The 12,436-nt window shown below is 67.0% G+C and carries 13 protein-coding genes; 11 read left to right on the top strand and 2 right to left on the bottom strand.

The window, feature by feature from the left end; all coding sequences use genetic code 11:
- The first annotated feature begins 116 nt into the window (after positions 1–116).
- From mnmG to C4F17_RS18795, 7 genes are all read left to right on the top strand, one after another.
- Positions 117–2,063 carry a tRNA uridine-5-carboxymethylaminomethyl(34) synthesis enzyme MnmG gene (mnmG, locus tag C4F17_RS18825; protein ID WP_106936261.1) on the top strand — a complete coding sequence of 649 codons (1,947 nt, stop codon included), beginning with the start codon at positions 117–119 and terminating at the stop codon, positions 2,061–2,063.
- A complete protein-coding gene (gene rsmG, locus C4F17_RS18820) occupies positions 2,060–2,701 on the top strand; it encodes a 16S rRNA (guanine(527)-N(7))-methyltransferase RsmG (RefSeq protein WP_106936260.1) in 642 nt (213 codons plus the stop codon). Before mnmG ends, rsmG begins: the two co-directional genes overlap by 4 nt.
- A gap of 139 nt (positions 2,702–2,840) precedes the next feature.
- Positions 2,841–3,455, top strand: coding sequence for a LysE family transporter (locus C4F17_RS18815; RefSeq protein WP_106936259.1), 615 nt, complete (start codon positions 2,841–2,843; stop codon positions 3,453–3,455).
- A 19-nt stretch (positions 3,456–3,474) separates the two neighbouring features.
- Positions 3,475–4,395, top strand: a complete 921-nt coding sequence (locus C4F17_RS18810; RefSeq protein ID WP_106936258.1) for a ParA family protein — start codon at positions 3,475–3,477, stop codon at positions 4,393–4,395.
- A gap of 16 nt (positions 4,396–4,411) precedes the next feature.
- Positions 4,412–4,960 (top strand): RBBP9/YdeN family alpha/beta hydrolase, encoded by a 549-nt coding sequence (locus C4F17_RS18805; RefSeq protein WP_081269732.1) that lies wholly within the window; start codon positions 4,412–4,414, stop codon positions 4,958–4,960.
- Positions 4,960–5,919, top strand: coding sequence for a ParB/RepB/Spo0J family partition protein (locus C4F17_RS18800; protein WP_106936257.1), 960 nt, complete (start codon positions 4,960–4,962; stop codon positions 5,917–5,919). The genes C4F17_RS18805 and C4F17_RS18800 overlap by 1 nt, the downstream gene beginning before the upstream one ends.
- Positions 5,920–6,044: 125 nt before the next feature.
- The gene (locus C4F17_RS18795) at positions 6,045–6,953 is read left to right on the top strand and encodes a CsgG/HfaB family protein (protein WP_081269730.1); all 909 of its coding nucleotides are present in this window, start codon (positions 6,045–6,047) and stop codon (positions 6,951–6,953) included.
- 101 nt (positions 6,954–7,054) lie between these two features.
- On the opposite strand, the gene C4F17_RS18790 is transcribed toward C4F17_RS18795, so the two are convergent.
- Entirely contained in the window at positions 7,055–8,479 is a 1,425-nt protein-coding gene (locus tag C4F17_RS18790) for an FAD-binding oxidoreductase (protein WP_106936256.1), read from the bottom strand.
- A gap of 192 nt (positions 8,480–8,671) precedes the next feature.
- Here C4F17_RS18790 and C4F17_RS18785 point away from each other — a divergent pair, with 192 nt between their 5' ends.
- The 3 genes from C4F17_RS18785 (at position 8,672) to C4F17_RS18775 (ending at position 10,452) form a co-directional block, all read left to right on the top strand.
- Complete coding sequence (locus tag C4F17_RS18785) at positions 8,672–9,274, top strand: cob(I)yrinic acid a,c-diamide adenosyltransferase (protein WP_081269728.1); 603 nt, start codon at positions 8,672–8,674, stop codon at positions 9,272–9,274.
- On the top strand, positions 9,271–9,630 hold the full coding sequence (locus C4F17_RS18780) for a hypothetical protein (RefSeq protein WP_106936255.1): 360 nt from the start codon (positions 9,271–9,273) through the stop codon (positions 9,628–9,630). Before C4F17_RS18785 ends, C4F17_RS18780 begins: the two co-directional genes overlap by 4 nt.
- A gap of 300 nt (positions 9,631–9,930) precedes the next feature.
- The gene (locus tag C4F17_RS18775) at positions 9,931–10,452 is read left to right on the top strand and encodes a class IV adenylate cyclase (protein ID WP_106936254.1); all 522 of its coding nucleotides are present in this window, start codon (positions 9,931–9,933) and stop codon (positions 10,450–10,452) included.
- Here the strand turns inward: C4F17_RS18775 and C4F17_RS18770 are convergent, their stop codons facing one another.
- Positions 10,453–11,091 (bottom strand): GDSL-type esterase/lipase family protein, encoded by a 639-nt coding sequence (locus C4F17_RS18770; RefSeq protein WP_106936253.1) that lies wholly within the window; start codon positions 11,089–11,091, stop codon positions 10,453–10,455.
- Between the two features lie 163 nt (positions 11,092–11,254).
- Here C4F17_RS18770 and C4F17_RS18765 point away from each other — a divergent pair, with 163 nt between their 5' ends.
- Complete coding sequence (locus C4F17_RS18765) at positions 11,255–12,436, top strand: ABC transporter substrate-binding protein (protein WP_106936252.1); 1,182 nt, start codon at positions 11,255–11,257, stop codon at positions 12,434–12,436.

Genomic DNA, 12,436 nt, shown 5'->3' with positions numbered 1-12,436 from the left:
GCCGATTTGGCATGGCCCTCTAGCTTGTCCACACAGCGGGCGCGAGACGGCACCGGCGATTAAAATCGGTGCCCCTTTTGCGCCGCGCACGCGTCAGTTGTGCGCCCCCATTCCAAATGCTGTACCCCGAAGAATTCGACGTGATCGTCGTCGGCGGTGGCCACGCCGGCACCGAAGCCGCGCTCGCCGCCGCGCGCATGGGCGCCAAGACGCTGCTGCTCTCCCACAACATCGAGACGCTTGGGCAGATGAGCTGCAACCCGTCGATCGGCGGCATCGGGAAGGGCCACCTGGTGAAAGAGGTCGATGCGCTCGGCGGCGCGATGGCGATTGCCACCGACGAAGCCGGCATCCAGTTCCGCATTCTCAATTCGAGCAAGGGCCCGGCCGTGCGTGCGACGCGTGCGCAGGCCGACCGCGTGCTCTACAAGGCGGCCATTCGCCATCGCCTGGAGAACCAGCCAAACCTGAGCCTGTTCCAGCAGGCGGTCGACGACCTGATGGTGGAGGGCGATCGCGTGGTGGGCGCCGTCACCCAGGTGGGCATTGCTTTCCGTGCGCGCACGGTGGTGCTCACTGCTGGGACTTTCCTCGACGGCCGCATTCACGTCGGCCTCGACAACTATCAGGCCGGTCGCGCGGGCGATCCGCCGGCGGTGAGCTTGTCGGCGCGGCTCAAGGAACTGAAGCTGCCGCAGGGCCGCCTCAAGACGGGCACGCCGCCGCGGCTCGACGGCCGCAGCATCGATTTCTCGAAGTGCACCGAGCAGCCGGGCGACGGCATGCCGGGTGGGGCAGGGCCGATGCCGGTGTTCAGCTTCATGGGCCGTACGGACATGCATCCGCGGCAGATGCCTTGCTGGATCACCCATACCAACGCGCGCACGCACGACATCATCCGCTCTGGCTTCGACCGCAGCCCGATGTTCACCGGCAAGATCGACGGCGTGGGCCCGCGCTATTGCCCGAGCGTGGAAGACAAGATCAATCGCTTCGCCGACAAGGAAAGCCACCAGATCTTCCTGGAGCCCGAAGGCCTGACGACCAACGAGTACTACCCGAACGGGATCTCGACCAGCCTGCCTTTCGACATCCAGTACCAGCTGGTGCGCTCGATGCCCGGCCTGGAAAACGCGCACATCCTGCGGCCGGGCTACGCCATCGAGTACGACTACTTCGATCCGCGCGAGCTCAAGAGCAGCTTCGAGACCCGTTCGGTCAAGGGCCTGTTCTTTGCAGGGCAGATCAACGGCACGACCGGCTACGAAGAGGCGGCGGCCCAGGGCCTGTTTGCCGGCATCAACGCTGCGCTGCAATGCCGGGGCGAAGATGCCTGGCTGCCGCGCCGTGATGAAGCCTATTTGGGCGTGCTGGTCGATGACCTGATCACGAAGGGCGTGACCGAGCCCTACCGCATGTTCACCAGCCGTGCCGAGTTCCGGCTGCAGCTTCGCGAAGACAACGCCGACATGCGCCTGACCGAAACCGGCCGCAAGTTGGGCTTGGTGGACGATGCACGCTGGGATGCTTTCAGCCGCAAGCGCGATGCTGTTTCACGTGAAACAGAGCGGCTCAAGTCGATCTGGGTGAATCCGCGAAACCTGCCTGCCTCCGAGTCGGAGCGCGTGCTGGGCAAGGCCATCGACCATGAATACAACCTGGCCGATCTGCTGCGCCGCCCTGATGTGAACTACGAGACGCTGATGTCGCTGGACGGTAGCAAGTACGCCGCCCCGGTGGCGCTGAGCGAAACCGAGATCGAGCAGATCGAAATTTCGGCCAAGTACTCCGGCTACATCGAGCGCCAGCACGACGAAGTGGAGCGTGCCGCGCATTTCGAAAATCTCAAGTTGCCGGCCGACTTCGACTATGGGCAGGTCAAGGCGCTGAGCTTCGAAGTGCGGCAGAAGCTCGACAAGCACCGCCCGGAGACGCTGGGACTGGCCTCGCGCATCTCCGGCGTGACGCCCGCTGCGATCTCGCTCTTGATGATCCATCTGCGCAAGGGCGGCCATAAAGCCTTTGCCCGTGATACAGCCACCACGGAAGCTGCCGCCGAATGACGGCGCCGATCGATACGCTGCGCAAGGGCGCGGCTGCCATGGGCGTGACCTTGTCCGAGCGGCAGGGCGAGCAGCTGCTGGCCTACGGCAGCTTGATGCTCAAGTGGAACAAGGTCTACAACCTGACCGCGCTGCGCGATCCGGCGAGCGTACTCACGCACCATCTGCTCGACAGCCTGGCTGCCATCTCACCGCTGCAGCGCGAGTGGGCAGGGAAGGGCAAGTTGCTGGACGTGGGTTCGGGCGGTGGGTTGCCGGGTGTCGTGATCGCGATCATGCGCCCCGACATCGACGTCAGCTGCCTCGATGCAGTGGCCAAGAAGGCCGCTTTCGTCCAGCAGGTGGCAGCGGAGCTCGAGCTGCCGAACCTGCGCGGGCTGCACGCACGGGTCGAGTCGCTCGCGGGAAGCTATGACGTCATCAGCTCGCGCGCGTTCGCGTCGCTGCCTGATTTCTTCAATGGCTCGATGCATCTGATGGCGCCCGGCGCCGTATGGCTTGCCATGAAGGGCAAGGTGCCGAGTGACGAGCTCGCGGCATTGCCGAAGGGCGTTGCAGTGTTTCACGTGGAACAACTGACGGTTCCCGGCCTGGATGCCGAGCGCTGCATTGTCTGGGCACGCAAAGAATCCGCCTGAGCGGGCGCTTCGGTTCACGAAAAGAAACGCCGACACCGGCAAAAGCCGGTGCTCGAACGGCCTTCACGGCATCGTGCTCGCTTAGACTCGATGCCTCCCCTCTGGTCTCTCCCCGGCTCGCTTTTTCGAGGCAAAACCCATGTTCGGCATTGCTGACTACGGCGCATTCGTCGTCGCCATCATCCTTTTCCTCCTGATTCCCGGCCCGGGCAACCTGGCGCTTATCACTTCGACCAGCAAGGGCGGAATCCGGGGCGGCCTGGGAGCAACGGCCGGGGTGATCCTGGGCGACCAGTGCCTGATGTGGGCCGCCGTCGCCGGTGTATCGGCGGTGCTGGCCGCGTATCCTGCCGCGTTCAAGGCGGTGCAGTGGCTGGGCGCCGGCTATCTTGGCTGGCTGGGCATCAAGATGCTGCTGGCCAAGCCGGGCTCCGCACCCATCCTCAACATCAAGCCCCGCCACTTCCTGCGCCAAGCCTTCACCATCACCTTGCTGAATCCCAAGGCGATCGTGTTCTACATGGCCTTCTTTCCGCTGTTCGTGGATCCGGCCCGTCACCAGGGCCTGGTCACCTTCGGCGCAATGGCCATCACCATCGCCGTGCTCACGTTCCTCTACGGCCTGACTTCCACGCTGCTTACGCACTTCCTGGCCGAGCGCATCCGCGCCAATCCACGCATCTCCACCACGCTCGAGAAGCTGGCCGGCACCTTCCTGATCGCCTTCGGCATCAAGCTCGCGATTTCCCGCTGATCGACCCCTTCGTACAGACATGGCCAAGATTTTCTGCATTGCCAACCAAAAGGGCGGCGTCGGCAAGACCACCACCACCGTCAATCTCGCCGCCGGCCTGGCCAAGGTCGGGCAGCGGGTGCTGATGATCGACCTCGACCCGCAGGGCAATGCGACCATGGGTTCGGGCATCGACAAGCGCCAGCTGGAGCTGACGGTGTACGACGTGCTGCTCGAATCCGCCTCGGTGGCCGAAGCACGGGTCAAGTCCGACAAGCTGGTGGAGGGCGGTTGCAGCTACGACGTACTGGGCGCCAACCGCGAGCTGGCGGGTGCCGAAGTCGAGATGGTCGCGCTCGACCGCCGCGAAAAGCGCCTGCGTACCGCCTTGGCCGCGGTCGGCGCGGAGTACGACTTCGTGCTGATCGACTGCCCGCCGAGCCTCAGCCTGCTGACGCTGAACGGCCTGTGCGCGGCCCACGGCGTGATCGTGCCGATGCAGTGCGAGTACTTCGCGCTCGAAGGACTGACCGACCTGGTCAACACCATCAAGCAGGTGCACGCCAACCTCAACAAGAACCTGCAGATCATCGGCCTGCTGCGCGTGATGTTCGATGCGCGCATCACGCTGCAGCAGCAGGTGAGCGAGCAGCTCAAGTCCCACTTCGGCGACAAGGTGTTCGACACGGTCATTCCCCGCAACGTACGGTTGGCCGAGGCGCCGAGCTACGGTCTGCCCGGCGTGGTGTTCGACCCCGCCGCGCGCGGCAGCCAGGCGTTCATCGCTTTTGCCCAGGAATTGGTCGAGAAGATGCCGCCCGCCAGCGCGTTCGCCTCGGGCGCGGTGGCGCCGCCGATCGCGCCGGTGGAGCGCATCGCACCGGACCTGCCGATCCCGGCCGACGTGCTGGCACCGGCCACCGCGCCGGAGTCCGGTTCCACCAGCGAAAACAACGCCTGAGGCAAGGGCACGGCACATGACTGCTGCACCCCGCATCCTGCTGCTGCCCGGATGGCAGAACAGCGGCCCCGGCCATTGGCAGACGCGATGGGAATCCGTCTACGGCGACCATCGTGTCGAGCAGCACGAATGGATGCGTCCGCTGCGCGGTGACTGGTCGATCCGGCTCGAGGAAGAAGTGCTGGCATCGCCCGGCCCCGTGGTCCTTGCCGCGCACAGCCTCGGCTGCATCCTCGTCGCCGCCTGGGCCTCGCACTCGCGCAACACCCACAAGGTGCGCGGCGCGCTGCTGGTGGCGCCCGGCGACCTGGAGCGCGACGACCTGCGCCAGCAGATTCCGGGCTGGGCGCCGATCGTGCGGCAGCCGCTGCCGTTTCCGGCGGTGCTGATCGCCGCCAATGACGACCCGTACTGCGAAGCCGCGCGCTCGCGCCAACTGGCGAGCGACTGGGGCGCGCGCTTCGTCGACGCCGGCGCGCGCGGCCACCTGAACGCCGAATCCGGCCTGGGCGACTGGCCCGAAGGCCGGGACCTCCTGAACGAAATCTCGAAAGAAAAAAACTGATGGCGACCAAGAAACCCAAGGGCCTCGGCCGCGGCCTCGAAGCGCTGCTCGGCCCGACGGCCGCGCCTTCCGCCGACAACGGCGTCGGCAGCAATGGCCAGGAAGAGCGGCGTGCGCCGCAGAATCCGAACACGCTCATGCTCGACCAGATGGTCGCAGGCGTCTACCAGCCGCGCACGCGCATGGACGAGGGCGCGCTGTACGAGCTGGCCGAGAGCATCAAGGTGCAGGGCATCATGCAGCCGATCCTGGTGCGCCGGCTCGACCCCGAATCGGCCGCGGCCAAGAATGCCGAGTACGAAATCATCGCGGGCGAGCGCCGCTTCCGCGCCGCCAAGCTGGCGGGCCTCGACAGCGTGCCGGTGCTGGTGCGCGACGTGCCCAACGAGGCCGCGGCGGCGATGTCCCTCATCGAGAACATCCAGCGCGAAGACCTCAATCCGCTGGAAGAAGCCCAAGGTCTGCAACGTCTTGTTACAGAATTCGGGCTTACGCACGAGCAGGCCGCGCAGGCCGTGGGCCGTTCGCGCAGCGCCGCCAGCAATCTGCTGCGCCTGCTGAACCTGGCCGAGCCCGCGCAGCAGATGCTGATGGCCGGCGACATCGACATGGGCCATGCCCGCGCGCTGCTGTCGCTCGACCGCGGCACGCAGATCACCGCCGCCAACCAGATCGCCGCCAAGAAGATGTCGGTGCGCGAAGCCGAGGCGCTGGTGAAGAAGCTGGCTGCCGAGTTCACGCTCACGCCTTCGCGCCGCAGCAACGACGGCGAGAAATCGCGCGACCTGCAGCGCGTGGAAGAAGAACTGGCCGACCTGCTGACCGCCGAAGTCGAGGTGCGCATCAAGAAGCGCAGCAAGCGCGGCGGCCGGATCGAGGAGAGCGGCGAGCTCGCCATCCACTTCGGGTCCATCGAGGCACTCAACGGACTGATCGAGCGCATCCGCCGAACAGCCTAGATTGCGAATCTGGCGTCGGGCATTCGTTTGATTGCATTCGGTTGATTGATTCCTGCAATCCTTTGCGCGTATCCTCGATCGCTGGTTTTTCAACCCCAAATCTCTGACAACCGAGGGAGTTCCCCATGAAGTTCACCAGGTTCCCGCTCGCGGCCGTGGCCGTCGGCGCACTTCTTCTGACCGGCTGCGCAGCCACCGACATGCAGATGGGCAGCCAGTCGGCCAAGACCATGGCCACCGGCAGCGCGGCCGGCGGCGCGACCTCCGGCGAAAGCAGCCAGCTCGAGCGTTGCGAATCGCCGCTGGGCACCGTCTCGCTGATCGAGAACCAGAGCGCGGGCTGGTACACCATCCTTACCGGCGAGTACCGCCTGCCGCCCACCGCCAACCTGCTGCGCCTGCTGGTGCAACAGTCGAACTGCTTCATCGTGGTCGAGCGCGGCGCGGCCGGCATGAACGCCATGACGCGTGAACGCGCGCTGCAGCAGTCGGGCGAAATGCGCGGCGGCAGCAACTTCGGCCGCGGCCAGATGGTGGCCTCCGACTACGGCCTGTCGCCCGAGATCGTGTTCAGCAACAGCGACGCCGGCGGCATCGGTGGCGCGCTTGGCGGCCTGGTGGGTGGCGGCCGTGGCCGCGCGCTCGCGCAGCTCGGCGGCAGCATGCAGACCAAGGAAGCCAGCGCGCTGCTGACGCTCATCGACAACCGCTCCGGCGTGCAGGTCGCGGCTGCGGAAGGCAGCGCCTCCAAGACCGATTTCGGCGCCTTCGGCGCGCTCGCCGGCCGCAGCGCGGGCGGCAACCTCGGCGGCTACACCAACACGGCGCAGGGCAAGGTGATTGCCGCCGCCTTCATGGACGCCTTCAACCAGATGGTCCGCTCGCTGCGCAACTACAAGGCGCAGACGGTACGCGGCCAGGGCCTCGGCGGCGGTGGCCGCTTGGGCGTGGACGGCGGCGCCGCGCCGTCGCAGACCTACGTGCCGGCCGAGAAGCCGGCGCCCACGCGCCGCCGCAGCAACAGCAGCAACTGATCGCTTGCTCGCTCGCCTCGCGCGATTCGAAAAAAAGCCCGGGGCTCTCGCGAGCCACCGGGCTTTTTCGTGGAACGCCGCAAACCGGCGCGCGGGCTGTGTCAGAGGCTGAAGATCTTCCCGGGATTCATGATGTTCTTCGGGTCGAGCGCGCGCTTGATGGTGCGCATCATGTCGATCGCGCCCGCGCCCGCTTCGGTGACCAGGAAGTCCATCTTGTGCAGCCCCACGCCGTGCTCGCCGGTGCAGGTGCCTTCCAGCGCCAGCGCGCGGCTCACCAGCGCATGGTTCAGCTCCTCGGCCTTCACGCGCTCTTCGGGGATGTTCGGGTCGAGCAGGTAGCCGAAGTGGAAGTTGCCGTCGCCGACGTGGCCGACCAGGAAGTAGGGGATGCCGCTGGCATCGGCCTCGGCCACCGAGTCGAGCAGGCAGTCGGCCAGCCGCGAGATCGGCACGCAGGTGTCGGTCGAGATCACGCGGCAGCCCGGGCGCGACTGCACCGCCGCGAAATAGCTGTTGTGCCGCGCGGTCCACAGGCGCGTGCGTTCTTCCGGCGTGCTGGCCCATTCGAAGGCATTGCCGCCGTGGCCGCTGGCCAGCTCCTGCACCGTCTCGGCCTGCTCCTTCACGCCGGCGGGCGAGCCGTGGAACTCCATCAGCAGCATCGGCTCTTCGCGCAGGTTCAGCTTGGCGTAGGCATTCACCATGCGCACGGTGTTGACGTCGATCAGCTCCACGCGAGCGATCGGCACGCCCAGTTGGATGGTCTCGATGGTCGTGCGCACCGCGGCCTCGATGCTCGGGAAGGAGCAGATCGCGGCGGACACCGCCTCGGGCAGCGGATAGATGCGCAGCGTGATCTCGGTGACCACGCCCAGCGTGCCTTCGCTGCCCACCATGAGGCGCGTGAGGTCGTAGCCGGCGGAAGACTTCTTCGCGCGCGTGCCGGTGCGGATGACTTCGCCGGCGGCGGTGACCACTTCGAGCGCCAGCACGTTCTCGCGCATGGTGCCGTAGCGCACCGCGTTCGTGCCGCTGGCGCGCGTGGCCGTCATGCCGCCGATGGAGGCGTCGGCGCCGGGGTCGATGGGGAAGAACAGGCCCGTGCTCTTGATCTCTTCGTTGAGCTGCTTACGCGTGACGCCCGGCTGCACCGTCACCGTGAGGTCGTCGGCGTTGACCGACAGCACGCGGTTCATGCGCGACACGTCGATGCTGATGCCGCCCTGCACCGCGAGCAGGTGGCCTTCGAGCGAGGAGCCCACGCCGAAGGGAATGACCGGCACGCTGTGCTCGCTGGCCAGCTTCACCGCGTCGGCCACGTCCTGCGTGCTTTCGGCGAACACCACGGCCGAGGGCGGCGGGGCGTCGAACGAAGACTCGTCGCGACCGTGCTGCGTGCGAACCGCCAGCGCCGTGGAACAGTTGGTGCCGAAGCGGGCCTTCAGCCCGTCGATCAGGCTGGCGGGAACGTCGCGCAGATGAAGCTCCGGCAGCAGGTGCGAGGTTTGGGTCGGGGCGTTCATCGGGGCGTCTCCTGCGAGGGGTGAGGGGGATCGGTCATTTTACGGAGCGAGCACCATAATGCGCTTCGGAAAAAACATGAACCCCACAACCCTCAGCGCATGCGCACCATGCGCAGCCTCATTCACTACCTCTGCAGGCACGACCGGCAAGATCGACGCATCGAGCGTCGCGTAACAACAGCAGGAGCGCCCATGGGCAACCGACTTTCCCAGATCGCCACCCGCACCGGTGACGACGGCACCACCGGCCTCGGCGACAACACGCGCGTGCCCAAGGATCACCTGCGCGTGCACGCGATGGGCGACGTGGACGAACTCAACTCGCACATCGGCGTGCTGCTGTGCGAGCCCATGCCGGAGCCCGTGCGCGAGCTGCTGGTCGATGTGCAGCACCAGCTCTTCAACCTTGGCGGCGAGCTCTCGATGCCGGGTTTCACGTTGCTGAAGGCCGATGCGCTGCTGCAGCTGGACAACGCCCTGGCGGAGCACAACGCCGCGCTGCCGCGGCTGGCCGAATTCATCCTGCCGGCCGGCACCCGCGCGGCCTCGCTCGCGCATGTGTGCCGCACGGTGGCGCGAAGAGCCGAACGCGCGGTGGTGGCGCTGGGCGCCACGGCCGAGCTCAACGATGCGCTGCGCCAGTACCTCAACCGGCTCAGCGACCTGCTCTTCGTGCTCGCGCGCGTGCTCAACCGCATGAACGGCGGCGACGACGTCTACTGGAAGAGCGAGCGCATGGCGCGTGCTGCTGCAGCGCAAGCATCGGAAGACGCAGACAACAAGGAGGCCCCATGAAATTCCCGAACACCGTCAGTGCATCGTTCGCCGTGGCGATGGCCGCCGCGCTCTGGCTGCCTGTCGCCGCGCAGGCCCAGAGCGCCGACAACCCGCCCAAGGCACAGCGCGCCCACACGCTCAAGCAGCCGTCGCGCGGCGGCAAGGTGGTGGGCAGCGTGCAGCGCGGCACCAACGCGGCGGGCCGGGGCATCGACCGTGCAGACGCAGCCACCAGGCGCGGCGTCAACAACGTATCTGAAAAAGCCAGCCGTCCGGTGCGCAACGTCGGCGAGGCCTTTGGACGCAAGCTTTCGCCGGGTTCCAGTGGCCGTGCCGCGCCACCGCCTGTGGGGCCTCAGGGCAGCGCGCCTTGATCGCTGAGCACTGATCCAGTTCGGGGAGCGATCACGCCGACGGGGTACCTTGCTCCGCGAATGTCCCCCGGCCTGCGGCCTCCTCCTTTATTTCGCTGCGCAAGGCACCCCGCCGTCGTGATCGATGGACGCAGCGCTCGTGCGGCCAACACCAACGCCGCGCCCAAGTGCGAGTGGCACCGGGTGCTCCCCGCAGCGAAATAAAGGAGGAGGGGCGCAGCCCCGGGGGACATTCGCGGAGGGGAGCACCCGGTGCCATTCGCACGCACCACCGGACCAAAACCCGAAGGCACAAAACCAATGGCAAGAAACATCGAGAACAAGGCCCGCATCGAAAGCATCGAACGCGTGGCAGCCATCGCCGAAACACTGGCCGACAAGGGCCCCACAGAGATCGCACAGGACGACACCTTCTTCCGCTGCAACGACAGCGCCGACCGCCTCAAGCTGCGCACCTTCGAGCCCGACCGCGCCGAGCTGATCTTCTACCGCCGCGCCAACAGCGCGGGCCCCAAGGAATCGTTCTACCTGATCACGCCCTGCACCACGCCCGACGTGCTGCGCGAATCGCTCACGCTCGCATGGGGGCAGGCGGGCCGCGTGCGCAAGCAGCGCCGGCTGTTCATCGTGGGCCGCACACGCGTGCACCTCGACCGCGTCGAAGGCCTCGGCGAATTCCTCGAGCTCGAAGTGGTGCTGGAAGAGGGCGAGTCCGCCGAAGCCGGCATCGCGCAGGCGCATGCGCTCATGGCGCGACTGGGCGTGGGCACCGACCAGCTGGTGCAGGGCGCCTACGTCGATCTTCTGAACGACGCCGCCTGATCAGCGCCAGCCCGCGGCCTTCAACTGGTCCGCCAGCAGCTGCGCGACCTTTTCATAGCCTCGTGCATTGGCATGGATGCGGTCGGAGCGCAGCGATGCATCCGACAGCACGCTCGAATACACATTGGCGAGCAGCAGCGCCTGCCCCGACTTCGCTACCTCTTCATAGAACGGCGCATCGCTGAGCGAGCCGACGAACGCGCGCACCGCGTCGGGTGTCGGCGTGGCCAGCACCGCGACATGCGGCGTGTGCGCGCGTGCCAAGTCGATCAGCGCCGCCAGGTTGTCGCGCGTGGCTGCGGACGACACGCCGCGCAGCATGTCGTTGCCGCCGATGCCGATCAGGATCGCGTCGTAGCTCGAGCCATTCAGCAGCCCTGGCAGCCGCTGCAGCGCGCCCGCCGAGGTGTCTCCGTTGACGCCCTCGTTGTCGATCTGCCAGCCCGTGATCTCGCCCAGCTTCACGGGCCATGACGCGTCGGTCGGCGCGCCGTAGCCGTAGGTCAGGCTGTCGCCCAGCGCCAGCACGCGGGCGCCTGGCTTCAATGCGTTGGAGGATGCCTTGCGCCTGCCGCAGGCAGCCAGTGCTGCCACGGCGGGCACGCCGGCCAGCAGGTGGAGGAGGTGTCTTCGCTTCATGCTGCGCGCAGCTTAATCGCCGCCGCGAGCTGCCGTGGCGCTTGCCCCTTTTCTCGGAAAGCGCATAAGCCTCCCCGTTTTTGTTCGTTCCCCGGCGAAGGGGGCAGGCGAAGAATCGCGGCCCTGCATCTTCATTCTTCATCACCGACCGGGGCCCGACACCATGCCGCTGCTTTCCCGCCACCGCTTCCTGCGCCATGTGGCCGTTCTTTCCGCTGCCCTGCTGGCCGCGCCGCTCGCCGCCCTGGCCGCGCCCGCCACGGGCGATCCCGTGTGGTTCGGCGTGAGCGGTCCGCTCACCGGGCAGAACGCGCAGTACGGCGCGCAGTGGAAGGCCGGCTTCGACCTTGCGCTGGAGCACATCAATGCGCAGGGCGGCATCCATGGACGTCCGCTGGCCTACAGCTTCGAGGACAGCCAGAGCGATCCGCGCCAGTCGGTGGCCATCGCGCAGAAGCTGGTGAACGACAAGCGCGTGCTCATCGAGCTCGGCGACTTCTCCAGCCCGGCCTCGATGGCGGCATCACCCATCTACCAGCGCGCAGGCCTGGTGCAACTCGGCTTTACCAACTCGCACCCCGACTTCACCAAGGGCGGCGACTACATCTGGAGTCCTTCCATCAGCCAGGCCGATGCACAGCCGCTGCTGGCCGAACTCGCGGTGAAGACGCTGGGCTTCAAGCGCATCGCGGTGCTCTACCTCAACACCGACTGGGGCCGCACCAGCAAGGACGTGCTCGTGAAGGCCGCCCAGGAGCGCGGCGCGCAGGTCGCCATCGCCGAGGGCTACCAGCCCGACGAGAAGGACTTCCGCTCGACGCTGGTGCGCGTGCGCGACGCCAACCCCGACGGGCTGGTGCTCATCTCCTACTACCCCGACGGCGCGCTCATCGCGGGCCAGGTACGCAGCGTGGGGCTCAGGCAGCCCATCGCCGCGGTGGGCTCGGTGTATTCGCCGAAGTTCATCGAGCTGGGCGGCGCGGCGGTGAACGGCATCTTCACCAACACTGCGTTCTATCCGGACGAGCCGCGCACCGAGGTGCAGGACTTCGTGAAGAGCTTCCGCGCCAGGTACGGCAAGGAGCCCGACGCGTTCAATGCCTACGCCTACGACGCCGTGGTGTACGCCGCCGCCGCGCTGCGCCAGGCCGGCGCGAATGCCGATCGCAAGGCCGTGCGCGACGCGTTCTACAAGATCAAGGACGTGCCGAGCGTGATCTTCGGCAAGGCCAGCTTCGATGCGCAGACGCGGCGGATCATCGGCGTGAAGAGCGTGAATCTAGTCGTGAAGGACGGCAAGTGGGCGCAGCTGGACGAGAAGGCAGCGCTTGCCGCGGCCAGGTAG

This window comes from Variovorax sp. PMC12, from assembly GCF_003019815.1.
Lineage (GTDB): Bacteria > Pseudomonadota > Gammaproteobacteria > Burkholderiales > Burkholderiaceae_C > Variovorax.
The sequence above is the reverse complement of the archived record's forward strand: the minus strand, read 5'-3'. Positions and strand labels throughout refer to the sequence as shown.